The sequence below is a fragment of the Streptomyces sp. NPDC055400 genome, from assembly GCF_053644375.1.
Map to the genome: position 1 here is coordinate 361261 of NZ_JBSHLM010000007.1, position 25433 is coordinate 386693.

A 25433-nucleotide genomic window follows, 5' to 3' on the forward strand; every position below is an offset into this window, starting at 1 on the left:
CCGGGTAATCCGCCGAGGCGCCCGGCCCCGCGATCCGTCGGGCCCCGTGTCGCCATTCGGGTCAGCCCGCGAGGCCGTGACCAGCCCGGCAAGAGCCCTGAAGGGCCCGCACGGCAGCACCTCAGAGGAATAAACTGAGGCATAAACAGAGAAGGTGCATCATCATGCGCAAAGTAGTCGACTGCCGTGACGTGCCGAGCGAGACGAACTGCACCCTCGCCATCACGGGTGAGGAGGACGAGGTGGTCCGCGCCGCGGCCGAGCACTCCGTGTCCGTCCACGGTCACACCGACACCCCCGAGCTGCGGAACATGATCCGCAGCAACCTCAAGGACGAGATCCCCCAGCACGCCTGACACCGGCCGCCCCCGGTCCCTGCCGCCGCCCGCCCCAAAACCGGTCGGCCGCGTGCGCCCGCGCCCCGTACACTGGGCGGAGCGAGAAGCGTGGATGGGGCCGAGTAGCGGCGTACGCAGCCAAGAGCGACCCGGGGGCGGTGGAAGCCCGGGGGCGAGCGCGACGCGAAGATCACCCCGGAGCCGCCGGAAGAAAGCCCCGCTCGCGGGGCGAGTAGAGCCGGCATCGCGACCCCAATGAGGGGGCTCACCGGAGCAGTCAGCGCCCCGGAGGGCCAAGGAGGGTGGTACCGCGGGAGCGCGCCGCACACGGCGTATGTCACAGACGAAGCTCTCGTCCCTCCGACGGAGACGGAAGAAACAGTGTCCGCCGGAGGAAGATCGATGACGTACCGCCAGGTGCCCGCCCAGGTCGACCTGCCCGCCCTCGAGCACGCCGTGCTCGACTTCTGGCGCGAGCAGAAGATCTTTGCCAAGAGCTTGGAGCAGTCCGAGGGACGCCCCGAGTGGGTGTTCTACGAGGGTCCGCCCACGGCCAACGGCATGCCGGGCGCCCACCACATCGAGGCCCGCGTCTTCAAGGACGTCTTCCCGCGCTTTCGCACCATGCGCGGCTATCACGTGGCCCGCAAGGCCGGCTGGGACTGCCACGGCCTGCCCGTGGAGCTGGCGGTCGAGCAGGAGCTCGGCTTCAACGGCAAGAAGGACATCGAGGCGTTCGGCATCGCCGAGTTCAACGCCATGTGCCGCGAGTCCGTGACCCGGCACACCGACGCCTTCACCGACCTGACGACCCGCATGGGTTACTGGGTCGACCTCGACGACGCGTACCGCACGATGGACCCCGCGTACATCGAGTCCGTGTGGTGGTCGCTCAAGGAGATCTTCAACAAGGGCCTGCTGACCCAGGACCACCGTGTCGCCCCCTGGTGCCCCCGCTGCGGCACCGGGCTGTCGGACCACGAGCTGGCACAGGGCTACGAGACGGTCGTCGATCCCTCCGTCTACGTCCGTTTTCCGCTCACCTCCGGTCCGCTGGCCGGCGAGGCCTCGCTCCTCGTCTGGACGACGACCCCCTGGACGCTCGTCTCGAACACGGCGGTCGCCGCGCACCCCGGCGTCACCTACGTCGTCGCGACGGACGGCAACGAGAAGGTCGTCGTCGCCGAGCCCCTCGTCGAGAAGTCGCTCGGCGAGGGCTGGGAGAGGACCGGCGAGTCCTTCACCGGCGCCGAGATGGAGCGCTGGAAGTACCAACGCCCGTTCGAGCTCGTGGAGTTCCCGGCCGAGGCCCACTACGTGGTCAACGCCGACTACGTCACGACCGAGGACGGCACCGGTCTCGTCCACCAGTCCCCCGCGTTCGGTGAGGACGACCTCAAGGTCTGCAAGTCGTACGGCCTGCCGGTGGTGAACCCGGTCCGTCCCGACGGCACCTTCGAGGAGGACGTCCCGCTCGTGGGCGGTGTCTTCTTCAAGAAGGCGGACGAACAGCTCACCGAGGACCTCAAGGACCGCGGCCTGCTCTTCCTGCACGTCCCGTACGAGCACAGCTACCCGCACTGCTGGCGCTGTCACACGGCGCTGCTCTACTACGCGCAGCCGTCCTGGTACATCCGCACCACGGAGATCAAGGACCGTCTTCTCCAGGAGAACGAGAAGACCAACTGGTTCCCTTCGAGCGTGAAGCACGGCCGCTTCGGCGACTGGCTGAACAACAACATCGACTGGGCGCTGTCCCGCAGCCGCTACTGGGGCACCCCCCTCCCGCTGTGGCGCTGCGAGGACGACCACCTCACCTGCGTCGGCTCGCTGGCCGAGCTCGGCGAGCTGACCGGCACCGACCTGGCGGACCTCGACCCGCACCGCCCCTTCATCGACGAGGTCACCTTCGCGTGCCCCCAGTGCGAGAAGACGGCCACGCGCGTGCCCGAGGTCATCGACGCCTGGTACGACTCGGGTTCGATGCCGTTCGCGCAGTGGGGCTACCCGTACAAGAACAAGGAGCTCTTCGAGAGCCGGTACCCGGCGCAGTTCATCTCGGAGGCCATCGACCAGACCCGCGGGTGGTTCTACACCCTCATGGCGGTCGGCACGCTCGTCTTCGACAAGTCGTCCTACGAGAACGTGGTGTGCCTCGGCCACATCCTCGCCGAGGACGGCCGCAAGATGTCCAAGCACCTGGGGAACACCCTCCAGCCGATCCCGCTGATGGACCAGCACGGCGCCGACGCCGTGCGCTGGTTCATGGCCGCCGGCGGCTCCCCCTGGGCCGCGCGCCGCGTCGGCCACGGCACGATCCAGGAAGTGGTCCGCAAGACCCTCCTGACGTACTGGAACACGGTCGCCTTCCAGGCCCTGTACGCCCGTACGTCGGACTGGTCCCCCAGTGAGGCCGACCCGGCCCCCGCCGAGCGCACCGTGCTCGACCGCTGGCTGCTCTCCGAGCTGCACGCGCTCACCGACCAGGTGACGCAGGCCCTGGAGGCGTACGACACCCAGCGCGCCGGCAAGCTGCTCTCCTCGTTCGTCGACGACCTGTCGAACTGGTACGTGCGCCGCTCGCGCCGCCGCTTCTGGCAGGGCGACAAGGGGGCCCTGCGCACCCTGCACGAGGTCATCGAGACGGTCACGCGCCTGATGGCGCCGCTGACGCCGTTCATCACGGAGCGGGTCTGGCAGGACCTGGTGGTCCCGGTCACGCCGGACGCCCCCGAGTCGGTCCACCTGTCCACCTGGCCGGAGGCGGACCTCTCCGCCATCGACCCGGACCTGTCGCGGCAGATGGTCCTCGTCCGCCGCCTCGTCGAGCTGGGCCGCGCCACGCGCGCGGAGTCGGGCGTCAAGACCCGTCAGCCGCTGTCCCGCGCGCTGGTCGCGGCCGCGGGCTTCGAGACGCTCAGCCCTCAGCTGCACGCCCAGATCACCGAGGAGCTCAACGTCTCCTCGCTGGCGTCGCTCTCCGAGGTCGGCGGCTCCCTGGTCGACACGACCGCCAAGGCGAACTTCCGCGCCCTGGGCAAGCGGTTCGGCAAGGGCGTCCAGGCCGTCGCGAAGGCGGTCGCGGAAGCGGACGCCGCCGCGCTCTCGCTCGGCCTGCGCGAAGGCACGGCGTCGGTCGAGGTCGACGGCGAGACGATCACGCTGGCCCCCGACGAGGTCATCATCACGGAGACCCCGCGCGAGGGCTGGTCCGTCGCCTCGGACTCCGGCGCGACGGTGGCGCTCGACCTGGAGATCACGGAGGAGCTGCGTCAGGCGGGCCTGGCCCGAGACGCGATCCGCCTGATCCAGGAGGCCCGTAAGAACAGCGGCCTGGACGTCGCGGACCGGATCGCCCTGCGGTGGACGTCCACGGAGCCCGCGGTCGTCTCGGCCCTGTCCGAGCACGCCACGCTGATCGCGGACGAGGTGCTCGCCACGGACTTCGCCCAGGGCGCGGCCGACGACACCTACGGCGAGACGTTCACGGACGAGCCGCTCGCCCTCACGTTCCGCCTGCGCAAGGCGTAACCCGCGGCCGAAGGCCCGGTCCCGCCAAAGATCTTGGCGGGACCGGGCCTTCGGCGTTTCGTACTCACGCACAGATGAACGTTTCTGCACCTCGCCGGCACACCCTGAAGACGGCAAAGGGCCGGGCCCCCGGAAATCCGGGGGCCCGGCCCTTGAACGCTGCCGACGCCTAAGGCGTGGTCACGCCCGTCAGTTGTCGTCCTCGTCGATGAGGAAACCGCGCATCGGCGACGGAGCCTGCTGCATCGGCGCGGGACCCTGCGGCCGCACCGGCGCCATCGGCTGGGTCATCGCCGGCGACATCTGCTGCTGGCCACCGTAGGACGGACCGGCCTGAGGCTGGTTGCCACCCATGGTCTGGTTGCCGCCGTAGGACGGGGCACCCGCACCGGCCGACGCCATGGAAGGCGCGGGCGACGGCGGCAGCGACGCGGTGGCCGGCGTCCGCGGGGGAGCCAGCGAGTCGTCGGCCTGGGTCTCCAGCTGACGCAGCTGCGACTCGAGGTAGGACTTCAGACGCGTGCGGTACTCGCGCTCGAAGCCACGCAGATCCTCGACCTTGCGCTCCAGCGTGGCGCGGGCGGACTCCAGGGAGCCCATCGCGACGCGGTGCTTCTCCTGCGCGTCCCGCTCCAGGGCGTCGGCCTTGGCACGGGCGTCACGCTCGAGACCCTCGGCGCGGCTGCGGGCCTCGCCGACGATCTTGTTGGCCTCGGAACGGGCCTCCGCGATCGCCTGGTCGGCGGTCTGCTGCGCAAGGGAGAGGACACGGGCGGCGCTGTCGCCACCGGGGCCCTGACCGGGCTGCGGCATCTGCGGACCGTGACCGCCCATGGGGCCACCCATGGGACCACCCATGGGACCACCCATCGGGCCGCCCATCTGCTGCTGCAGCTGGCCCTGGCCCATCTGTCCCTGACCGAGCTGGTTCTGCCCGGGGTGGCCCTGGCCGGGGTGACCCTGGCCCATCGGACCGGGACCCTGCGGACCGGGACCCTGCGGACCGTGTCCACCGGGACCTGCGGGCAGCTGCGGCGCACCGCTGGGCAGCTGGGGCGGGCCGCCCATGGGGCCACCCATCTGCTGCTGCGGCTGCACCGGCTGCGGACCCGATATTGCGGCGGGCACCGGCGCACCGGGACCGCGCTGGTCCTGCGGTTCCGGAGGCTTGCGCATGCCCCCCTGCTGCTGGTTCTGCGCAGCGGCGCGGGTGGCTGCGGCGAGCTTCGCGCGCAGGTCCTCGTTCTCTCGGAGAAGGCGAGTCAGTTCGCCTTCGACCTCGTCGAGGAAGGCATCGACCTCGTCCTCGTCATAGCCTTCTCGGAGGCGGACGGTCGTGAACTGCTTGTTCCGCACGTCCTCGGGGGTCAACGGCATCTCTTCACCTCAACGTAGTCGTCGGCATTCGGCAAGACCGTATCGTTCACAGCCGGCTCACGACGGAGATCAGGATGTAGACGATGATCATCAGTACGAAGAAGGACAGGTCGAGCGCCACGCCCCCGAGACGCAGCGGCGGAATGAACCGCCGCAGAAGCTTGAGCGGTGGATCAGTGACAGTGTAGGTGGCCTCAAGTACGACCACCATCGCCTTGCCGGGTTGCCACGAGCGGGCGAACTGGAAGACATAGTCCATGACCAGCCGGAAGATCAGCACGATGAGGAAACACATCAGCGCGATGTAGACAACATCCAAAACCACGCTCATGTCCGCGGTTCCCTCTCCCCTGTGTCTCGTGCCTCGTTGCCAGTACTGCACCGGCACTTCACCGGTGCTGCGTCTCAGCTCTGATTGAAGAACCCGCCCTCTGCGATGCGGGCCTTGTCCTCTGCCGTGACATCGACGTTAGCAGGCGACAACAGGAACACCTTCTGCGTCACCCGCTCAATGCTGCCGTGCAGACCGAAGACAAGACCGGCGGCAAAGTCGACAAGTCGCTTCGCGTCGGTGTCGTCCATCTCCGTCAGATTCATGATCACAGGAGTGCCCTCACGGAAGTGTTCCCCGATGGTACGGGCCTCGTTGTACGTCCGGGGGTGCAGCGTCGTGATGCGGTAGGGCTCCCGCTCGGACACAACCTTGGGCATGATCACCGGTGCGTTCTTCTCCAGGCTCTGGCGTTCAGGTGTGATGGATGCCACGGGGGCGATTCGCGCCGGACGTCCGGATTCCGCGGGCAGCGGGACCGGTTCGCGCTGGGCGGGGGGCTGTACCACTCGTACCGATTCGTCCCGTTGGGACTGATGTGGCTGATGAGTGTTGTGCGACTGATGCGAGGGTTCGTGCCGCCTGCGGTCCCGCTCGGGTTCGGGGTCCAACTCGGGCTCGAAGTCGTCGTCGGGGTCGAAGCCCCGGCCGTCGTACCCATCGTCCTCCACGAGGCCGAGGTAGACCGCCATCTTGCGCATCGCGCCGGCCATTGCTCTGAGTCCTCCGCTCTGTGGTGGATCGGCTGACGTCAACCGAAGTGCCTGCGATCCACGCGATCTCCCCGCCCATCAGCGAGAATGACCATATTTTCTGCTGTGGTCCGACTTCTTGGCGACGTTACCCGAGCCTGGGTCGGACTCCGAGTACCGCCGTACCGACGCGCACATGTGTCGCTCCGGCCGCCACGGCCTGTTCGAGGTCCGCACTCATCCCTGCTGACACCATGTTCGCAGCCGGATGAGCCCGGCGCAGGTCAGTCGACAAATCCATCAGCCGCTCGAACGCGGCCTGTTGGCGGTCCGCGTACGGACCCGTCAGCGGTGCGACCGTCATCAGACCGTCGAGGCGCAAACCGGGAGCGTCCGCCACAAGTGCCGCCAACTCCCCGATTCCGCCCGGCCCCACGCCACCGCGCTCGCCCCGCCCGTTCTCCCCGGCGTCGAGCGCGACCTGGATCAGGCAGCCGAGTTCGCGCTCCGCGCGCACGGCCGCCGTCGACAGCGACGTGACGAGCTTCGAGCGGTCGACGGACTGCACGACATCGGCATAACCGACCACGGAGCGCACCTTGTTGGTCTGCAGCTGACCGACAAAGTGCCACCGGAGCGGCAGATCCGCGCATTCCGCCGCCTTGGGCGCCGCGTCCTGGTCGCGGTTCTCGGCGACATCGCGCACACCGAGTTCCGACAAGATCCGCACATCGCTCGCGGGATACGTCTTCGTGACCACGATCAGGGTCACTTCCTCGCGCTTACGGCCTGCGGCGACGCATGCCGAAGCGATGCGTTCCTCCACCTTTGCCAGATTTGCCGCGAGTTGAGCCTTACGGTCCGTCATGTCCCATCAGTCCAGCCAGACATAGCCTGCGAGCCGACCGGTGGTGCGGTCGCGGCGGTACGAGAAGTGGTCGTGCGACTCCAGGGTGCACACCGGCGACTGCTGCCGGTCACGCACCCCGAGCCGCTCCAGCTGGGCGTGCACTCCGGCGGTCACATCGACGGCCGGGGTGCCCCAGCTGGTTTCGGCGTACGCCGCGGGTTCCACGGCGGCCACCTCGGCGCGCATCCCGTCCGGGACTTCGTAGCACTTCCCGCAGACGGCGGGGCCGGTGCGGGCCACGATGCGGGCGGGTTCGGCGCCGAGTTCCACCATCGCCGCGACCGCCGCGGGCACGACTCCGGCGACCATGCCGGGGCGTCCGGCGTGGGCGGCGGCGGCGATTCCCGCGACGGGGTCGGCGAGCAGGACCGGGGTGCAGTCCGCGGTGAGCACGGCGAGAGCGAGTCCGCGCCGTGCGGTGACGATCGCGTCGACGGACGGAATGTCCGCGGCCGTGCCCCAGGGCCCGTCGACCACCGCGACGTCCGGGCCGTGCACCTGGTTCATCCAGACCACGTGCGCCGGGTCGAAGCCGAGCGACTGTGCCGCGCTCTTGCGGTTGGCGCGGACGGCGGCCGGGTCGTCGCCGACCGCGCCGCCGAGGTTGAGCTCCTCGTACGGAGCGGCGCTCACCCCGCCCCACCGGTCGGTGAAGGCGAAGTGGGCGCCGCTCGCGTGGTCGCGCTGTCCTATCACTTCAGGAGGTCACTTCTGCAGGTCACTTGTGCCGGTCACTTCAGGAAGTCCGGTACGTCCAGCTCTTCGGCCTGGCTGTCCTGGTAGGGACGGGCCGGCGGAACCTGCGGCGGGGCGACCGGGGTGGACGGCATCTCGTTCGCCGGGGCGGCCTCGACGGGCTCCGGAGTCTTCGGTTCGTCGCGCGGGGTGACGCTGCCGAGGCTGCCGAAGGACGGGCGGGCCTCGGTGGCTCGCGGCGCCGGCTCCTCGCGCTTGGCGGACGCGCCGCCGATCACGTTGTCCCGCTTGGACGGCGGCTGTCCGCCGTCGAAGCCGGCCGCGATGACCGTGACCCGCACCTCGTCGCCCAGGGCGTCGTCGATGACGGCACCGAAGATGATGTTGGCCTCGGGGTGTGCGGCCTCACTGACCAGCTGCGCCGCCTCGTTGATCTCGAAGAGACCGAGGTCGGAGCCGCCGGAGATGGAGAGCAGCACGCCGCGGGCGCCGTCGATGGACGCCTCGAGGAGCGGCGAGGAGATCGCCATCTCCGCGGCGGCCACCGCGCGGTCGTCGCCGCGGGCGGAGCCGATGCCCATGAGCGCTGAACCGGCCTCGGACATGACCGACTTGACGTCGGCGAAGTCGAGGTTGATCAGGCCGGGCGTGGTGATCAGGTCGGTGATGCCCTGGACACCGGACAGCAGGACCTGGTCGGCCGACTTGAAGGCGTCGAGGACGGAGACCTGCCGGTCCGAGATGGACAGGAGACGGTCGTTGGGGATGACGATGAGGGTGTCGACCTCTTCGCGGAGCTCGGCGATGCCGTCCTCCGCCTGGTTCGCCCGGCGCCGGCCCTCGAAGGTGAACGGCCGGGTGACCACACCGATCGTCAGGGCTCCCAGCGAGCGTGCGATGTTGGCGACGACAGGTGCGCCGCCGGTGCCGGTGCCACCGCCTTCGCCGGCGGTGACGAAGACCATGTCGGCCCCCTTGAGGACCTCCTCGATCTCCTCGCGGTGATCCTCGGCCGCCTTGCGTCCGACGGCCGGATTGGCTCCGGCGCCGAGTCCGCGGGTGAGTTCACGGCCGACGTCGAGCTTGACGTCCGCGTCGCTCATCAACAGGGCTTGCGCGTCGGTGTTGATGGCGATGAACTCGACGCCCTTGAGACCGACCTCGATCATCCGGTTGATGGCATTGACACCACCGCCGCCGACACCGATGACTTTGATGACTGCGAGGTAGTTCTGCGGTGCTGCCACGTCGAAGGCCTCTCGCCTCGAGTTACGTGTCGCCGCCTCGCATTGGTACGTTGCGACGACTGATGCCGAATTGGGGCGGCCCGGACTGCTTGTCTGCCGACCCGAACCCTAACGCTGAAGTTTAGGGTTACCAGTGTGTCTGTTCCCTGGACTCTTCCGAACAGGACACTAAGTCGACAAGTGGCGCACGTTCAACGAACACGCCGAACCTCCCGTTTTTCTTTTCACCCTATGTGATCAGCCGTAGCAGTGCCCAACCAGGGTGCTGGCCTGCGCTGATGTGCGTCAACTCCCCGATGACGCAGGGGCGGTGGGGACACTTACGTCGAAGTGCCGCGCCTTCGGGGCCGCTTTCATGAGGGCGGTGAGCGTGGTCGCCTTGGTGTCGCCCTTCTCACCGCTTCCCCATGCGACGGTGCGGTCACCGCTCAGTTCCAGAGACACATCGTCGTACGAACGGACCCTGACCGCACGGGTGTCACGGGCCACGGCCGGGGGCAGATCGCCCGCGACGCGGACCGCCTCACGCACCAGACGGTCGGGCCCGAAGCGCCGAAGGCTTGCCGCGGCGCCCGACTGATCCGGCGTCAATTCCAGTCGGGGAACACCCCGGGGGGCCTTCTGCACGGTCGCGAAACGGACACCCTTGGCGTCAATTTCGACGAACTTGCCCGCGTTGGCGCCCCCTTCGCGATTTCCGCCCTTATCGCCGTTTTTGCCGTTTTCAGCAATCAGGACCGGCTTGCGCTCGGTCACTTTCAATCCGATTCCGTGCGGCCAGGAACGCGTGACCTCAACCGAGTCGATCCGGGGCAATTTCCGGCGAAGACGGTCCTCAATAGCGCCCGTATCGACGGAAATCAGCGGGGCGCCGACCGGAACGGCCGCGGCCGCGCGCACTTGAGCGGGCGTCAGGACTCCGGTCCCCGAGGTCGTCACGCGCTCCACCCTCAGCCACTGAGAGCCGTACAGGAGCCAGATGGCGCCGGCGCCGAGCAGGAGGAGCGCGACCCCCGCCACGATCAGGAGCCGCGGGCGCGGCAGGCGCAGGCGGCCCCGAGGGGGCCGGGGCGGGCCGGACTTCGGCTTGTGCCGCTCGCCGCGGTCTGCGGTCGTCGGTCCGGCCACGCGCACGCTCCCCTTCTCCTGGCTCCGTTCGCCTCCGGGGCGCCTCAGCCGGTGTCGAGAGCCCGACCGTGCTCAGCCCTTCGGGCCTCCGCGCGCTCGCCCTCTCGACACCGGCGTGCCCGTTCGGCTCACTCGCCGATGCGTTACTGGCGGTGGCGCGAGGCGATCGCCTCGCGCACCATGCCGACGAGCAGCTCGTCGGCGTCCCGGCGGCCGAACTCGGAGGCGGCGCGGGACATCTCGTACAGCCGGTGCGGGTCGCCGAGCACGGGCAGGACGTTGCCCATGATCCACTCGGGCGTCAGTTCCGCGTCGTCGACCAGCAATCCGCCACCGGCCTTGACCACCGGCTGGGCGTTGAGCCGCTGTTCGCCGTTGCCGATGGGCAGCGGGACGTAGGCGGCGGGGAGCCCGACGGCGGAGAGTTCGGCGACGGTCATCGCGCCCGCGCGGCAGAGCATCATGTCGGCCGCGGCGTACGCGAGGTCCATCCGATCCACGTACGGTACCGGGATGTACGGGGGCATCCCCGGCATCTGCTGGACGTGCGGCAGTTCGTTCTTCGGGCCGACGACGTGCAGGATCTGGATGCCGGACTGCTGGAGCAGCGGAGCGACCCGCTGGACGACCTCGTTGAGGCGGCGGGCGCCCTGGGAGCCGCCGGAGACGAGGAGCGTCGGCAGGTTCGGGTCGAGGCCGAAGGCGGCGCGCGCCTCGGGCCGCACGCGCGCCCGGTCGAGCGTGGCGATGGTGCGGCGCAGCGGGATGCCGATGTAGCGGGAGCCGCGCAGCTTGCTGTCGGGCGTGGAGACCGCGACGCCTGCCGCGTACCGGGAACCGATCTTGTTGGCGAGCCCGGGGCGGGCGTTGGCCTCGTGCACGACGATCGGCACACCGAGGCGCTTGGCCGCGAGGTATCCGGGCAGGGCGACATAGCCGCCGAAGCCGACGACGCAGTCCGCCTTGGTGCGCTCCAGGATCTGCTCGGCCGCCTTGATCGTGCCGCGCAGCCGGCCCGGGACGGTGATCAGTTCAGGGGTTGGCTTGCGCGGCAGCGGTACGGCGGGGATCAGCGCGAGTTCGTATCCACGCTCGGGTACGAGCCGCGTCTCGAGCCCCTTCTCCGTACCGAGGGCCGTGATGCCCACGGTCGGGTCCTGCCTGCGCAGGGCGTCCGCGAGGGCGAGCGCGGGCTCGATGTGGCCGGCGGTCCCCCCGCCGGCGAGTACGACATGCACCGAAATTCACCGCTCTCCGGACGTACGCGCCGTGGCGCGCCGTCGCATCGTGTTCCATCTCATCCGAGGCTGCCGCATGGCCAGGGCCGCCCGCGCCGCGGGTTCCTGCCGCGCGAACGCGATCAGAAGTCCTACGGCGAACATGGTCGGCAGCAACGCTGACCCCCCGTACGAGAACAGCGGGAGCGGGACACCGGCGATCGGCAGGAGACCGAGCACCGCACCGAGGTTGACCACGGCCTGAGCCGTGATCCAGGTGGTCACGCCACCCGCGGCGTACCTCACGAAGGGGTCCTCCGTGCGTCCGGCCACGCGGATACCCGCATAGCCTAGAGCCGCATACAGGGCGAGCACCGACAGAGTCCCCGCAAGACCCAGTTCCTCACCGGTGACGGCGAAGATGAAGTCGGTGTGCGCTTCGGGGAGTTGGCCCCATTTCTCCACACTCGCACCGAGCCCGGATCCGAAGAATCCGCCCGAAGCGAGGGCGTAGATGCCGTGCAGTCCCTGCCAGCAGATGTCGTCGGGGCCCGCGTCCGTGGAGCCGAGGCAGGACAGGCGTGCCATGCGGTTCGGGCTGGTCCTGATGAGGAAGACGCCGATGGCGGCCGCGACGGAGAGCACACCGACGAACAGACGGGTGGGCGCACCGGCCAGCCAGAGCAGTCCGAAGAGGATGGCGGTGAGCAGGATCGCCGTGCCCATGTCGCCGCCGAGCATGATCAGTCCGAGCAGCAGGAAGGCCACCGGGACGAGCGGCACCAGCATGTGTTTCCACTGGCTGAGCAGCCGCTTGTCGTGCTTGCGCGCCATGAGGTCCGCGCCCCACAGGACGAGGGCGAGCTTCCCGAACTCGCTGGGCTGGAGCATGAAGGGGCCGCCCAGCGAGATCCAGTTCTGGTTGCCCCCGATGGAGACTCCTATCCCCGGCACCTGCACGAGGACCATCAGGAAGACGCTGCCGGCGAGCAGCGGGTAGGCCAGCGCGCGGTGCAGCTTCACCGGCATCCGCATGGCGGCGAACAGCAGTGCCCCGCCGATCACCGCCGCGAGGAACTGCTTGCGGAAGTAGTACGAGCTGGGCAGCCCGTTCTGCAGGGCCGTGATCATCGAGGCCGAGTAGACCATCACCAGGCCGAGCACGGTGATCAGGAGGCTGGAGCCGAGGATCAGGTAGTACGCGGTGAGGGGGCGGTCCCAGGCACGGCGGGCCTGGGTGTAGAGGCGCCGTACGGGGCTGACGCGGGCCGGCCCGGCCGGCTTCTTCGGGGGTCGTGCCGCCGGGGACCGCCGGGCCGCCCGCGCGCTGCTGCCGGGCATCAGCTCACCCCACCGCTGTACGACGATGACGCTGCCACGATCCCCTCCCGAGGGTGCCCGGCGTCACCGGGCACCCGAAGGCCCCGTCAGACGCTCGTGGAGCCGAGTTCGCGGACCGCATCCGCGAACGCGTCGCCACGCTTGTTGTAGTTGGTGAACATGTCCATCGACGCACAGGCCGGGGCCATCAGCACGGTGTCCCCCGGCCGGGCGAGCCGCGCGGCCTCCCGGACCGCCTGCGACATCGCACCAGTGTCGGTCCGGTCGAGGTCGACCACCGGGACGTGAGGGGCGTGTCGCGCGAGGGCTTCCCGGATCAGCGCGCGGTCCTGGCCGAACAGGACGACGCCGCGCAGCCGCTTCGCCGACCTGGTGACGAGCTCGTCGAAGGTCGCGCCCTTGGCGAGGCCGCCCGCGATCCACACGATCGACTCGTATGCGGCCAAAGAGGCTTCCGCGGCATGGGTGTTGGTCGCCTTGGAGTCGTCGATGTAGGCGACTGAGTCGACGTCGGCCACGTGCGCGATGCGGTGCGCGTCCGGCGTGAAGGCGCGCAGTCCGTCGCGTACGGCGGCGGGCTCGACGCCGAAGGCGCGTGCGAGGGCGGCTGCCGCGAGGGCGTTCGCGATGTTGTGCGGGGCGGGCGGGTCGACGTCCGCGACCTCGGCGAGCTCCTGGGCGTTCTTGTGCCGGTTGTCGACGAAGGCCCGGTCGACGAGGATGCCGTCCACGACGCCGAGTTGGGAGGGGCCCGGCGTGCCGAGGGTGAAGCCGATCGCGCGACAGCCCTCCTCGACGTCGGCCTCGCGGACCAGGTCCTCGGTCGACGGCTTGTCGGTGGCGTCGGCGTTGTAGACGCAGGCGACCTGATTGCCCTCGTAGATACGGCCCTTGTCGGCCGCGTACGCCTCCATGGAGCCGTGCCAGTCGAGGTGGTCGGGCGCGAGGTTGAGGACCGCCCCGGAGTGGGCGCGCAGCGAGGGCGCCCAGTGCAGCTGGTACGAGGAGAGCTCGACGGCGAACACGTCGTACGCCTCGTCGCCTTCGAGGACGACGTCGATGATCGGCGTACCGATGTTGCCGACGGCGGCCGTGCGCAGGCCCGCCGCCTCCAGGATCGACGCGAGCATCTGCGTCGTGGTGGTCTTGCCGTTGGTGCCCGTGATGGCGAGCCAGGGTGCGGCGCCGGGGCCGCGCAGGCGCCAGGCGATCTCCACGTCCCCGACGACGTCCACGCCGGCCTCGGCCGCCGCCGCGAAGAGCGGGGACGAGGGCTTCCAGCCCGGTGACGTGACGACGAGTTCGGTGCCTTCGGGGAGCGTCTCGGCGTCCCCGAGCCGGGCCGCGACGCCGAGCTGCGCGAGCTCGGCCGCCCTGGCGCGGTGCGCCTCGCTGTCGCCGCCGTCCACGACCGTGACCGACGCGCCGAGGCCGGCCAGGGCGCGGGCGGCGCTGATGCCGCTCACGCCGAGACCGGCGACGGTGACCCGCTTGTTCTGCCAGTCGGACCCAGTGGTCACTTGTCGGCTGCCCATCCCGCGTAGAAGAGACCGAGTCCGACGATCACGCACATGCCCTGGATGATCCAGAAGCGGACCACCACAAGGACTTCCGACCAGCCCTTGAGTTCGAAGTGGTGTTGCAGTGGCGCCATGCGGAAGACGCGCTTGCCGGTGAGCCGGAAGGAGCCGACCTGGATGACCACGGACATGGTGATCAGGACGAACAGGCCGCCGAGCAGCGCGAGCAGGAACTCCGTGCGGGAGCAGATGGCCAGACCCGCGAGGGCGCCGCCGAGCGCGAGGGAGCCGGTGTCACCCATGAAGATCTTCGCGGGTGAGGTGTTCCACCACAGGAAGCCGAAGCAGGCGCCCATCAGTGCGGATGCGACGACCGCCAGGTCCAGTGGGTCTCTGACCTCGAAACAGGCGGCGGGGTTGGTGAGGGTCTGCGCGTTGGCGCAGGACTCCTGGAACTGCCAGACACCGATGAAGGTGTACGCGCCGAAGACCATCACGGAGGCGCCGGTGGCGAGGCCGTCGAGGCCGTCCGTGAGGTTCACGCCGTTCGACATCGCGAGGATCATGAACAGCGCCCAGACCACGAACAGGACCGGGCCGATCGTCCAGCCGAAGTCCTGCACGAAGGAGAGCTTCGTGGAGGCCGGGGTGTTGCCGCGGTTGTCGGCGAACTGGAGCGAGAGCACCGCGAAGGCGATGCCGACGGTCAGCTGTCCGGCCATCTTCGCCTTGGCCCGCAGGCCGAGCGAGCGGCGCTTGACGATCTTGATGTAGTCGTCGAGGAAGCCGACCAGGCCCATGCCGCCCATCAGACCGAGCACCAGCAGGCCCGACAGGGTCGGCGCGGCGCCGGTGATGATCTTGCTCATGAAGTACGCGATGAACGTCGCCAGGATGAAGGCGATACCACCCATCGTCGGCGTACCGCGCTTGGCATGGTGCTCGCGCGGGCCGTCGTCACGGATGTACTGGCCATAGCCCTTGCGCGCAAGGAGCTTGATCAGCAGGGGCGTCCCGATCAGGGTCAGGAAGAGCCCGATCACACCCGCGAAGAGGATCTGCTTCATCATCGGGCAGCGACCTCGCCCACGTTGTCGCCGTCGACGGCGAGCAGCGCCTGCGCGACGCTCTCCAGGCCCACCGACCTCGAGGCCTTCACGAGCACGACGTCACCCGGGCGCAGCTCGCTGCGCAGTAGGTCGACAGCCGCCTGTGCGTCGGACACGTGCACCGACTCCTCACCCCACGAACCCTCGTTATAGGCGCCCAGTTGCAGCCAGGACGCTTCCCTGCCCCCGACTGCCACGAGCTTGCTGACGTTGAGCCGGACGGCAAGCCGTCCGACCGCGTCGTGCTCGGCCAGCGCCTCGTCCCCGAGCTCGGCCATATGACCGAGCACCGCCCATGTACGACCCCCCGTTGCCCGCCGGGTCTCGCCCATCGCTGCGAGCGCTCGCAGAGCGGCTCGCATGGACTCGGGGTTCGCGTTGTAGGCGTCGTTGACGACTGTCACGCCGTCCGGGCGCTCGGTGACCTCCATACGCCAGCGGGACAGTGTGCCCGCCTCGGAGAGCGCGAGGGCGATCTCCTCCACGGACATGCCAAGGTCATGGGCGACGGCGGCCGCGGCGAGCGCGTTCGACACGTGGTGCTCACCGTACAGGCGCAAGGTCACGTCGCTGCACCCGGAGGGTGTGCGAAGGCTGAAGGTAGGCTGTCCGTTCTCCGTGAGCCGGACATTCTCGGCGCGTACGTCGGCGTCGGCGCCCTCTCCGAAGAGCAGCACCTTCGCCTTCGTGCGGGAGGCCATCGCGCGGACCAGCGGGTCGTCGGCGTTGAGGATCGCGGTGCCGTCGGCCGGCAGGCTCTCGACGAGCTCGCCCTTGGCCTCGGCGATCTGCTCGCGGCCGCCGAACTCGCCGATGTGCGCGGTGCCGACGTTGAGGACGACGCCGATCCTCGGCGGGGTCAGACCGGTGAGGTACCGGATGTGGCCCTTGCCGCGCGCGCCCATCTCCAGGACGAGGTAGCGGGTGTCGTCGGTGGCGCTCAGCGCGGTCAGCGGCAGGCCGATCTCGTTGTTGAGCGAGCCCGGTGTGAAGACCGTGGGCGCCTTGCGGCGCAGGACCTGGGCGATCAGGTCCTTGGTGCTGGTCTTGCCGGCGGAACCGGTGAGCGCGACGAGGGTGGCGCCGAGCCGTTCGACGACGGTGCGCGCCAGCGCGCCGAGGGCGGCCTGCACGTCGTCGACAACGATGGCGGGCACCCCGACCGGGCGCGAGGCGAGCACGGCGGCCGCTCCGGCGTCCACCACGGCGGCCGCGTAGTCGTGGCCGTCGACGCGCTCGCCGACGAAGGCGACGAAGAGGCTGCCGGGCTCCACTTCACGGGAGTCCCTGACCACCGGTCCGGTGACCTGGACGGACGGATCCGGTATGTCGTACGTCTGCCCGCCGACGACTGTGGCGATCTCGGCGAGGGAGAGGGCGATCACAACTTCATCCCTGGGTTTGCTGGATAGCTTCGCGAAGCACCAGGCGGTCGTCGAAGGGACGCACCACCCCGGCGATGTCCTGGCCCTGCTCGTGGCCCTTGCCCGCGATCAGGACGGTGTCGCCCGGCTGTGCGCGGGCGACCACGGCGGCGATGGCCGCCGCCCTGTCCTCGAAGACCTGGACCTCGCCGCGCTCGTGGGCCGGCACCTCGGCGGCGCCGGCGAGCATCGTGGCGAGGATCGCGAGGGGGTCCTCGGAGCGGGGGTTGTCCGATGTCAGCACGGCGGTGTCGGCGAGCCGGGCGGCGGCGGCGCCCATCGGCATCCTCTTGGTGATGTCACGGTCTCCGCCGCAGCCGAGCACGATGTGCAGCTTGTTCTCGGTGACCTTGCGCAGCGCGCGCAGCACGGACTCCACGGCGTCGGTCTTGTGCGCGTAGTCGACGACCGCGAGGTAGGGCTGGCCGGCGTCGACGCGCTCCAGACGGCCGGGGACGCCCGGCACGGCGGCGACGCCGTCCGCGGCCTGCTGCGGGTCGATGCCCGCGACGGCGAGCGCGACGATCGCGGCGAGCGCGTTGGCCACGTTGAACGGCCCGGCGAGCGGGGACTTGGCGGTGATCCGCTCGCCCTTGGGGCCGACGGCCACGAAGGCGGAGTCGAACGGGCCGACCTCGACGTCCTCGGCACGCCAGTCGGCGTCCGGGTGGCCCTCGGCGGAGAAGGTCACGACGGGCACCTCGGACTCGCCGGCCAGGCGGCGGCCGTACTCGTCGTCGAAGTTCACGACGCCCTGTTTGCTGCGTGCACGCGTGAACAGCTGCGCCTTGGCCCGGAAGTAGTCCTCCATGTCGGAGTGGAACTCCATGTGTTCCGGGCTGAGGTTGTTGAAGACCGCCACGTCGAAGACGCAGCCGTCGACCCGGCCGAGCACGAGGGCGTGGCTGGAGACCTCCATGGCGACCGCGTCCACGCCGCGCTCGCGCATCACCGCGAACAGGGCCTGGAGGTCGGTGGCTTCGGGGGTGGTGCGCTCCGACTTGATGCGCTCGTCGCCGATGCGCATCTCGACGGTGCCGATGAGTCCGGTGCTGCGCATCGTGCGCAGGCCGCCCTCGATGAGGTAGGCCGTCGTGGTCTTGCCGGAGGTGCCGGTGATCCCAATCTGGAGCAGATCGCGGCCGGGGTGGCCGTAGATCGTGGCCGCCAGCTCGCCCATCCGGCCGCGCGGGTTCTCCACGACGAGGGCCGGCAGACCGGCCGCCTCGACGCGTTCGGCGCCCGACGGGTCGGTGAGGGCGGCGACGGCGCCGAGGCTCGCGGCCTGGGCGGCGAAGTCGGCGCCGTGGAAGCGGGCGCCGGGCAGGGCCGCGTAGATGTCTCCGGGGCGCACGGCGCGCGAGTCGTGCGTGATGCCGGTGCTCCCCGTCGACGCCGTGGGCTCTTCGGGCGCGGGGACACCCAGCTGATCTGCGAGATCGGCAAGTCGCGTCGCGGCGACCTGCACCGGTCGCGGCGGTCCCGGATATGTCACGGGAGCGCCCTTCTGCGTGGTTTGGGACTGATCAGCTTGTGGCACGGCGGTGAGCGTACCGGGCGCACCGCCCATGGAGCGAAGCGAGGGGCGTGGCGCGGGCTGGTTCCCGGGGTCCGGGGTGATCGTTGTCACGGGCTGTACCTGGTCACTCTCGGGGCTCGGATCAGGGCTGGAAGCTGACGGGCAGCCGGGCGGGCTCGGCGCCGGTGGGCGGGACCTGGAGCGTCTTGAGGGCGAACTCCATGACCTGCTTGTAGATGGGGCCGCAGATCTGGCCACCGAAGTAGCTGCCCTTGGTGGCGTTCTGGATCGCGCAGTAGACGGTGACGCGGGGCTGGTCGGCGGGGGCGAAACCGGCGAAGGACGAGGTGTAGCCCTTGTATCTGCCGGTGGCCGGATCTACTCGGTTGGCGGTGCCGGTCTTTCCGGCGACGCGGTAGCCGGGAATGCGCGCCTTGGCGCCGGTGCCCTCCTCGTCGTCCACGACGGACTCGAGCATCTGCGCGACCGTCTTGGCCGTTTTCGCGCTGACGACCCGGCTCTCCTTGGGCTTCGGGGCCGGGGTGAACCTGCCGTCGGGTCCCTTGGTGCCGCGTACGAGGGTGGGCTCCACGCGTACGCCGCCGTTGGCGATGGTCGAGTAGACGGAGGCCGCCTGCATCGCGTTGATGGAGAAACCCTGGCCGAAAGGGATCGTGTACTGCTGCGAGGTCGACCACTTGTCGGCGGGGGCCAGGATGCCCGGGGTCTCGCCCGGGAAGTCGAGCCCGGTGGGGCGGCCGATGCCGAACTTGCGCAGGTACGACGAGAGCACCTGGTTGGCCTGGGGCTGGGTCTTGCCGAGCTGGCCCGTGGCCAGGATGGTGCCGATGTTGCTGGACTTGGCGAGCACGCCGTTCAGCGTGAGGTGCCAGGTGGCGTGGTCGATGTCGTCCTGGAAGAGCCGGTCGCCGCGGTGCAGCCGGTTGGGCACCGTGACATGGGTGTCCGGGGTGGCCGCGTTCTCCTCGAGCACGGCGGCCATCGACATGACCTTCGCGGTGGAGCCGGGCTCGTACGCGTCCTGGAGCGCGGCGTTGCCCATGGCGGTGGAGTTGGCCTGCGAGAGGTCGTTGGGGTCGAAGCCGGGCGCGTTGGCCATCGCCAGGACCTCACCGGTCCGGGTGTCCTGCACTATCACGTAGCCGCGGTCCGCGCCGGACTTCTTCACCTGGTCGGTGATGGCCTTCTGGGCGGCCCACTGGATGTCGCGGTCGATGGTGAGCTCGACCTCCGAACCGGGCACGGCGGGCCGCTCGTTGCTGCCGGCCGTGGGCACCTGGCGGCCGCCGGACTGGGCGTACTTGATCTCGCCGGGCTTGCCCGCAAGATCCTTGTTCAGCTGCTGCTCGACACCGCCGCCCCCCTTGCCGTCGGCGTTGACCCAGCCCAGTATCCCGGCGGCCAGATCGCCGTTCGGGTACACGCGCTTGCTGCTGGGGTCGGCGAAGACTCCGGCGATGACGCTCGCAGACTTCTCCCGGTCCGCCTTCTCCGCGAGCGTGCTCTTGAGGTCCTTGATCTGCTTCCAGACCTGGGGGGTCTGGCGGCGGGCCAGCAGGACGTAGCGCGTCCTGGGGGTCCGCAGCTTCTTCGCGACCACGTCGGCGTCCATACCGAGGATCGGGGCGAGGAGCGTCGCGGCCTGCTCGGGCGCGTCCTTCGGCACCGCCGGGGGCGGAGTGTTCTTGCCGGCCACGGTGTCCGCCGGCCGGAACATCGTGGGGTCGGCCGTGATGTCGTACGCGTCCACGCTGGTGGCGAGCGCGACGCCGCTGCGGTCCGTGATCCCGCCGCGTTCGGCCGCGAGGACGTGCTCGACGTACCGGTGCTGTTCGGCCTTGGCCGCGTACACGCTGGCGTCGACGGCCTGCACCTGGAGCAGGCGTACGACGAAGGCGATGAGGACGAGGGTGAGGCCGAGGCTGACCATGCGCAGCCGGGGGCGCGGGCTGCCGAGGCGCAGGGCGACGGGCGCCTTGACGGGGGCCGGCCGCGGGCGCCGCGCGCCGGGGCCGGGGCGCCGGGGGGCTGGGCGGCCGTTCCTCGCGGGCGCTGGGACCCGGCGTCGCGGGGGCTCCCTGTCGGTCATTCCGTCACCTGCCGGAGGTCGAGGGCGCGGGTTTCACCTGCGAGGACGTGGGGTTCGGCGTGGCCTTGGGGGTCGCTGACGGGGTCGGCGAAGGGCTCGGCGTCCTGCCCACGACCTCGGGCGGGGGCGGCGCGGGGCGCCACAGCGCGGAGGGGGCCGCCGCGCCGGGGACGCCGCGCACGGTGCCGTCGGGGTTGAGGAAGGCCGGGTCGCCGCCGGGGACCATGCCCAGCTCGCGGGCGCGGCGCTGCAGGGAGTCGGGGGCCGCATACGCGTCGACGTCGCGCTGGAGTGCCTGCTCGTCCTCGGTGAGGTCGGTCGTCTGCTTCTTGATGTCGTTCAGCCTGAACGACCCTTCGTTGAGCGCCGAGTTCAGCATCAGGAGCGTGATCAGCCCGCCGCCGAGCAGCAGCACGACGAGGAGCACGAACGGTGTGCGGGCGGCCTGGCTGCCGCCCGCGGGCCCCGAGGGCAGCAGCCGCGCGAGTCGCGCGGCCCTCCCCCGCAGTTCACCCCTGGGACTCATCGGCCCCTCCTCGCGCGCCCGGAGCTCACCCGGCGACCTCCTCGCGGATGCGCTGTGCACCCCGCAGCCGCGCCGGGGCCGCCCGGCGGTTCTCGGCGACCTCTTCCTCCGTGGGGAGCTCGGCGCCGCGCGTGAGCAGTTTGAGCCGCGGCTGGTAGCGCTCGGGGACGACCGGGAGCCCGGGCGGCGCGGTGTTCGCGGCGCCGGCCGCGAACACCTGCTTCACGAGCCGGTCCTCGAGCGAGTGGTACGACAGGACCGCGATACGTCCCCCTACGGCGAGCGCCTGCACGGCGGCCGGAATCGCCCGCTCCAGGACGCTGAGCTCGCCGTTCACCTCGATACGCAGGGCCTGGAAAGTGCGCTTGGCGGGGTTGCCGCCGGTGCGCTTGGCGGCCTGCGGCAGCGCGTCGCGGATCAGTTCCACGAGCCGGGCGCTGTTGCTGAACGGCTCCTTCTCGCGCTCTCGCACGACCGCCGAGACGATCCGCTTGGCCTGCTTCTCCTCGCCGTACGCGCGCAGGATCCGCACCAGCTCGCCCGGGGGGTACGTGTTGAGGACCTCGGCGGCGCTCATTCCGGTCGTCTGGTCCATGCGCATGTCGAGCGGCGCGTCCTGCGCGTAGGCGAAGCCGCGGTCGGCCTCGTCGAGTTGCATGGAGGACACGCCCAGGTCGAAGAGGACGCCCTGCACGCGCGGGATGCCGAGCCGGCCGAGGACCTCGGGCAGCTCGTCGTAGACGGCGTGTACGAGGGTGGCGCGGTCGCCGAACGGGGCGAGGCGCTCACCGGAGAGGCGCAGGGCCTCCTTGTCGCGGTCGAGACCGACGAGGCGGCAGGAGGGGAACGTGGAGAGGAGGGCCTCGCTGTGTCCGCCGAGGCCGAGCGTGCAGTCGACGACGACCGCGCCGGGCTCGGCGAGGGCCGGGGCCAACAGGTCCAGGCAGCGCTGGAGCATCACCGGGACATGTCGGGTCTGGCTCAAGGGGCCCTCTCAGTTCCGGCGCGGCGCCCACGCACCGCCGGGGTGCCCGTCGCGCACGTGGTGAAGAGTCCGGTGAAGTGCCGGGATCTTCGGTGTTTCCTGGGGTTTCCGCGTCACTTTAGTCCACGGTGTCGCCCGGTCAATCAACCGGCCTGCGCGTCGCGCGCCTCCTCTTCGCGACGCCACGGACCAGGCGAATTCACCCGTACGGGCGAGTCGGCGCCGCCTCTGTGGGTTACCTCACAACAAGCCGCGATGGCGTTCTTTGTCCCCTCTCACAGCGGGCTTGTCCCGGGAGTGACCATTACCGTCATAGCTATGACGACTTCCGCATCCCTCCCTGCCGAGTCCGAAGGCGCCATACCCGTCGACGGCACCGTGACCGACCGACTTGTCGAGGCGAACCAGCGCTACGCAGCGGCGTTCGCCGACCCCGGCATGGACGCCCGGCCCGTCCTGAAGGTGGCCGTCGTGGCGTGCATGGACGCCCGGCTCGACCTGCACGACGCCCTGGGTCTCGAACTGGGCGACTGCCACACCATCCGCAACGCGGGCGGCGTCGTCACCGATGACGTCATCCGCTCGCTCACCATCAGCCAGCGGGCGCTCGGCACCCGCAGTGTGGTCCTCATCCACCACACCGGCTGCGGCCTGGAGAGCCTCACGGAGGAGTTCCGCCACGAGCTGGAGATGGAGGTCGGCCAGCGCCCGGCCTGGGCCGTCGAGGCGTTCCGCGATGTCGACCAGGACGTGCGCCAGTCGATGCAGCGCGTGCGGACGTCCCCGTTCCTGGTGGACACCGAGAATGTGCGCGGATTCGTCTTCGATGTGAAGACGGGTCTCCTCCGGGAGATCGATCCCGCGTAACAAAAGGCCGTAAGACCCGACATACCGCTGGCAGTTATCCACAGGCGGATGACACGAACCGGTAACGGCAACAAGAATGCGGAGTGGCACCTCGTGCGAGGAGACGGAACTCGTCGCGCGTGGTGTCCGTGTTTCGGGGTGGGCCGGGCCGCAGCCAAGAGCGTCGGCCCGGAAAGTACGGGCCGAGGAGGGCCGGGTGACGACCTATGACGATCGAGCGAGCCTCACTGATCTGACCACCACTGTGGAGCGGGTCCGCAGGTCGGTGGAGGGTGTGATCGAGGGCAAGCCGGAGGTCGTACGGCTTTCGCTGACGGTGCTCCTGGCCGAGGGGCACCTGCTCATCGAGGATGTGCCGGGCGTCGGCAAGACCATGCTGGCGAAGGCGCTCGCCAAGTCCATCGACTGCTCGGTGCGTCGCATCCAGTTCACGCCCGACCTGTTGCCGTCGGACATCACCGGTGTGTCCATCTGGGACCAGCAGCGCAGGGACTTCGAGTTCAAACCCGGCGCGATCTTCGCGCAGATCGTGATCGGCGACGAGATCAACCGCGCGTCCCCGAAGACGCAGTCGGCGCTCCTGGAGTCCATGGAGGAGCGCCAGGTCACCATCGACGGGCAGACGTACGAGCTGCCCAGCCCCTTCATGGTGGTGGCCACGCAGAACCCGGTCGAGATGGAGGGCACGTACCCGCTGCCCGAGGCGCAGCGCGACCGTTTCATGGCCCGGGTGTCGATCGGCTACCCGAGCGCGGAGGCCGAGCTGCAGATGCTCGACATCCACGGCGGAGCCTCCCCGCTGGACGACCTCCAGCCGGTGGCGCACGCGCACGACATCGTGAAGCTCGTCGACGCCGTCCGCTCGGTCCACGTGGCCGACTCGGTGCGGCGGTACGCGGTCGACCTGGTCGCCGCCACGCGCAGCCACCCCGACCTCAGACTCGGCGCCTCGCCGCGCGCCACGCTTCATCTGCTGCGGGCGGCGAAGGCATCCGCGGCGCTGAGCGGGCGCGAGTACGCGCTGCCCGACGACGTGCAAGGGCTCGCCGTGCAGGTCCTCGCGCACCGCCTGCTGCCCACCGCCCAGGCCCAGTTGAACCGCCGCACGTCCGAGCAGGTCGTCCTGGAGATCCTCCAGCACACGGCGGTCCCGGCCGCCTCGGGCCACGGATCCCCGATGTACGGCCAGCAGCCGCCCGGCGCCCGGAGGCTGTGATGGCCGACGGGGGAGGCTCCGGGGGGGACGACGACAAGGGCGGCCTCCGGGTCGCGCTCTCGGGGCTGACCACCAGGGGCCGTTCGTTCCTGGCCGCCGGGATCGCGGCGGCGATCTGCGCGTACGTCCTGGGGCAGGCCGATCTCCTCCGGGTCGGGCTGCTGCTCGCCGTGCTGCCGCTGGTCTGCGCGTTCGTGCTCTACCGCACGCGCTACCGGGTCTCGAGCAGCCGACGCCTGTCCCCCGCGCGCGTGCCCGCGGGCAGCGAGGCCCGCGTCCATCTCCGGATGGACAACGTCTCTCGGCTGCCCACCGGCCTGCTGATGCTCCAGGACCGGGTGCCGTACGTGCTCGGGCCGCGTCCCCGTTTCGTCCTGGACCGGGTGGAGGCGGGCGGCCGCCGCGAGGTGTCGTACCGCGTGCGCTCGGACCTGCGGGGCCGCTATCCGCTCGGCCCGCTCCAGCTGCGCCTGACGGACCCGTTCGGCCTGTGCGAACTGTCCCGCTCCTTCTCCACGTACGACACCCTCACGGTCATCCCGCGCGTGGAGCCGCTGCCCGCGGTGCGGCTGACCGGAGAGGCCAAGGGGTACGGCGACGGGCGCAACCGCGCGCTGGCCCTGGCCGGCGAGGACGACGTGATCCCGCGCGGTTACCGCTACGGAGACGACCTGCGCCGCGTGCACTGGCGCTCGACCGCGCGATACGGCGAACTGATGGTGCGCCGCGAGGAGCAGCCGCAGCGGGCCCGCTGCACGGTGCTCCTCGACACCCGGAGCCGCGCCTTCCAGGGCGCGGGCCCCGACTCGGCCTTCGAGTGGGCGGTGTCCGGTACGGCGTCGACGCTGTTCCACATGCTCGAACGGGGCTTCTCCGTACGCCTGTTGACCGATACGGGCACCTCGGTGCCGGGCGAGGGATCCGACGGGTTCGCGGGCGCCAGCCAGGAGTCGGCGGACGCGGCCGGACTGATGATGGACACGCTCGCCGTCGTCGACCACTCGGACGGCTCGGGGCTCTCGCGCGCCTACGACATGCTGCGCGGGGGGAACGAGGGGCTGCTGGTGGCCTTCTTCGGCGATCTCGACGAGGAACAGACGGCGGTCGCCGCCAAGATGCGGCAGCGCAGCGGCGGCGCCGTCGCCTTCGTCCTGGACAGCGGGGCCTGGACGCGCGGCGCACCTTCGGAGCGCTGCGAGGAGCGGCTGCGGATGCTGCGCGAGGCGGGCTGGTCCGCCCACGCGGTCCCGCCCGGCACGTCCTTGACCGAGCTGTGGCGGGACGCCGACCGGCACCGGGCGGCCACGGGCACGGAGAGCGGACCGGCGGTGGCGGGGTGGGGTTCTTGA

21 protein-coding genes are annotated in these 25433 nt (G+C 70.3%); 5 read left to right on the forward strand and 16 right to left on the reverse strand.

Translation table 11 applies throughout. The features are described 5' to 3' along the window. Nucleotides 1–164 precede the first annotated feature (164 nt). A complete protein-coding gene (locus tag ACWIGU_RS21075) occupies nucleotides 165–356 on the forward strand; it encodes a DUF1059 domain-containing protein (RefSeq protein ID WP_100592229.1) in 192 nt (63 codons plus the stop codon). 384 nt (nucleotides 357–740) lie between these two features. Beyond that, nucleotides 741–3869 (forward strand): isoleucine--tRNA ligase, encoded by a 3129-nt coding sequence (gene ileS, locus ACWIGU_RS21080; RefSeq protein ID WP_454402967.1) that lies wholly within the window; start codon nucleotides 741–743, stop codon nucleotides 3867–3869. 189 nt (nucleotides 3870–4058) lie between these two features. Here ileS and ACWIGU_RS21085 read toward each other — a convergent pair whose 3' ends face one another. The 16 genes from ACWIGU_RS21085 to rsmH all read right to left on the reverse strand — a co-directional run bounded on the left by ACWIGU_RS21085 (nucleotide 4059) and on the right by rsmH (nucleotide 22001). Continuing rightward, a complete protein-coding gene (locus ACWIGU_RS21085; protein ID WP_356283402.1) occupies nucleotides 4059–5246 on the reverse strand; it encodes a DivIVA domain-containing protein in 1188 nt (395 codons plus the stop codon). Nucleotides 5247–5292: 46 nt separating this feature from the next. Then, entirely contained in the window at nucleotides 5293–5577 is a 285-nt protein-coding gene (locus ACWIGU_RS21090) for a YggT family protein (RefSeq protein ID WP_033318070.1), read from the reverse strand. Nucleotides 5578–5651: 74 nt separating this feature from the next. Continuing rightward, complete coding sequence (locus tag ACWIGU_RS21095) at nucleotides 5652–6290, reverse strand: cell division protein SepF (RefSeq protein ID WP_227294226.1); 639 nt, start codon at nucleotides 6288–6290, stop codon at nucleotides 5652–5654. Nucleotides 6291–6417: 127 nt separating this feature from the next. Beyond that, a complete protein-coding gene (locus tag ACWIGU_RS21100) occupies nucleotides 6418–7137 on the reverse strand; it encodes a YggS family pyridoxal phosphate-dependent enzyme (RefSeq protein ID WP_454402970.1) in 720 nt (239 codons plus the stop codon). Between the two features lie 6 nt (nucleotides 7138–7143). After that, a complete protein-coding gene (gene pgeF, locus ACWIGU_RS21105) occupies nucleotides 7144–7875 on the reverse strand; it encodes a peptidoglycan editing factor PgeF (RefSeq protein WP_356283409.1) in 732 nt (243 codons plus the stop codon). A 35-nt stretch (nucleotides 7876–7910) separates the two neighbouring features. Further along, a complete protein-coding gene (gene ftsZ / locus ACWIGU_RS21110; protein WP_454402971.1) occupies nucleotides 7911–9122 on the reverse strand; it encodes a cell division protein FtsZ in 1212 nt (403 codons plus the stop codon). A gap of 285 nt (nucleotides 9123–9407) precedes the next feature. After that, nucleotides 9408–10250 carry a cell division protein FtsQ/DivIB gene (locus ACWIGU_RS21115; RefSeq protein WP_454402973.1) on the reverse strand — a complete coding sequence of 281 codons (843 nt, stop codon included), beginning with the start codon at nucleotides 10248–10250 and terminating at the stop codon, nucleotides 9408–9410. 143 nt (nucleotides 10251–10393) lie between these two features. Then, nucleotides 10394–11488, reverse strand: coding sequence for an undecaprenyldiphospho-muramoylpentapeptide beta-N-acetylglucosaminyltransferase (gene murG, locus ACWIGU_RS21120; protein WP_356283418.1), 1095 nt, complete (start codon nucleotides 11486–11488; stop codon nucleotides 10394–10396). Nucleotides 11489–11494: 6 nt separating this feature from the next. After that, nucleotides 11495–12808: a putative lipid II flippase FtsW gene (gene ftsW / locus ACWIGU_RS21125; RefSeq protein WP_454402975.1), complete on the reverse strand. Its 1314-nt coding sequence runs from the start codon at nucleotides 12806–12808 to the stop codon at nucleotides 11495–11497. Between the two features lie 86 nt (nucleotides 12809–12894). Beyond that, nucleotides 12895–14328, reverse strand: a complete 1434-nt coding sequence (murD, locus tag ACWIGU_RS21130; protein WP_454402977.1) for a UDP-N-acetylmuramoyl-L-alanine--D-glutamate ligase — start codon at nucleotides 14326–14328, stop codon at nucleotides 12895–12897. Continuing rightward, complete coding sequence (gene mraY / locus ACWIGU_RS21135) at nucleotides 14325–15398, reverse strand: phospho-N-acetylmuramoyl-pentapeptide-transferase (protein WP_100592220.1); 1074 nt, start codon at nucleotides 15396–15398, stop codon at nucleotides 14325–14327. Before mraY ends, murD begins: the two co-directional genes overlap by 4 nt. Further along, nucleotides 15395–16822: a UDP-N-acetylmuramoyl-tripeptide--D-alanyl-D-alanine ligase gene (locus ACWIGU_RS21140; RefSeq protein WP_454402979.1), complete on the reverse strand. Its 1428-nt coding sequence runs from the start codon at nucleotides 16820–16822 to the stop codon at nucleotides 15395–15397. The genes mraY and ACWIGU_RS21140 overlap by 4 nt, the downstream gene beginning before the upstream one ends. A 4-nt stretch (nucleotides 16823–16826) precedes the next feature. After that, entirely contained in the window at nucleotides 16827–18491 is a 1665-nt protein-coding gene (locus ACWIGU_RS21145; protein ID WP_454402981.1) for a UDP-N-acetylmuramoyl-L-alanyl-D-glutamate--2,6-diaminopimelate ligase, read from the reverse strand. Between the two features lie 31 nt (nucleotides 18492–18522). Beyond that, nucleotides 18523–20490 carry a peptidoglycan D,D-transpeptidase FtsI family protein gene (locus tag ACWIGU_RS21150; RefSeq protein ID WP_454402983.1) on the reverse strand — a complete coding sequence of 656 codons (1968 nt, stop codon included), beginning with the start codon at nucleotides 20488–20490 and terminating at the stop codon, nucleotides 18523–18525. A 4-nt stretch (nucleotides 20491–20494) separates the two neighbouring features. Further along, nucleotides 20495–21016 (reverse strand): hypothetical protein, encoded by a 522-nt coding sequence (locus tag ACWIGU_RS21155; RefSeq protein WP_454402984.1) that lies wholly within the window; start codon nucleotides 21014–21016, stop codon nucleotides 20495–20497. 25 nt (nucleotides 21017–21041) lie between these two features. Continuing rightward, nucleotides 21042–22001, reverse strand: coding sequence for a 16S rRNA (cytosine(1402)-N(4))-methyltransferase RsmH (rsmH, locus tag ACWIGU_RS21160; protein ID WP_454402986.1), 960 nt, complete (start codon nucleotides 21999–22001; stop codon nucleotides 21042–21044). A gap of 318 nt (nucleotides 22002–22319) precedes the next feature. Between rsmH and ACWIGU_RS21165 the strand changes: the two genes are divergently transcribed. The 3 genes from ACWIGU_RS21165 (at nucleotide 22320) to ACWIGU_RS21175 (ending at nucleotide 25433) form a co-directional block, all read left to right on the forward strand. After that, a complete protein-coding gene (locus tag ACWIGU_RS21165) occupies nucleotides 22320–22868 on the forward strand; it encodes a beta-class carbonic anhydrase (RefSeq protein WP_454402988.1) in 549 nt (182 codons plus the stop codon). A gap of 196 nt (nucleotides 22869–23064) precedes the next feature. Beyond that, on the forward strand, nucleotides 23065–24084 hold the full coding sequence (locus ACWIGU_RS21170; protein WP_454402990.1) for an AAA family ATPase: 1020 nt from the start codon (nucleotides 23065–23067) through the stop codon (nucleotides 24082–24084). Then, on the forward strand, nucleotides 24084–25433 hold the full coding sequence (locus ACWIGU_RS21175; protein WP_454402992.1) for a DUF58 domain-containing protein: 1350 nt from the start codon (nucleotides 24084–24086) through the stop codon (nucleotides 25431–25433). The genes ACWIGU_RS21170 and ACWIGU_RS21175 overlap by 1 nt, the downstream gene beginning before the upstream one ends.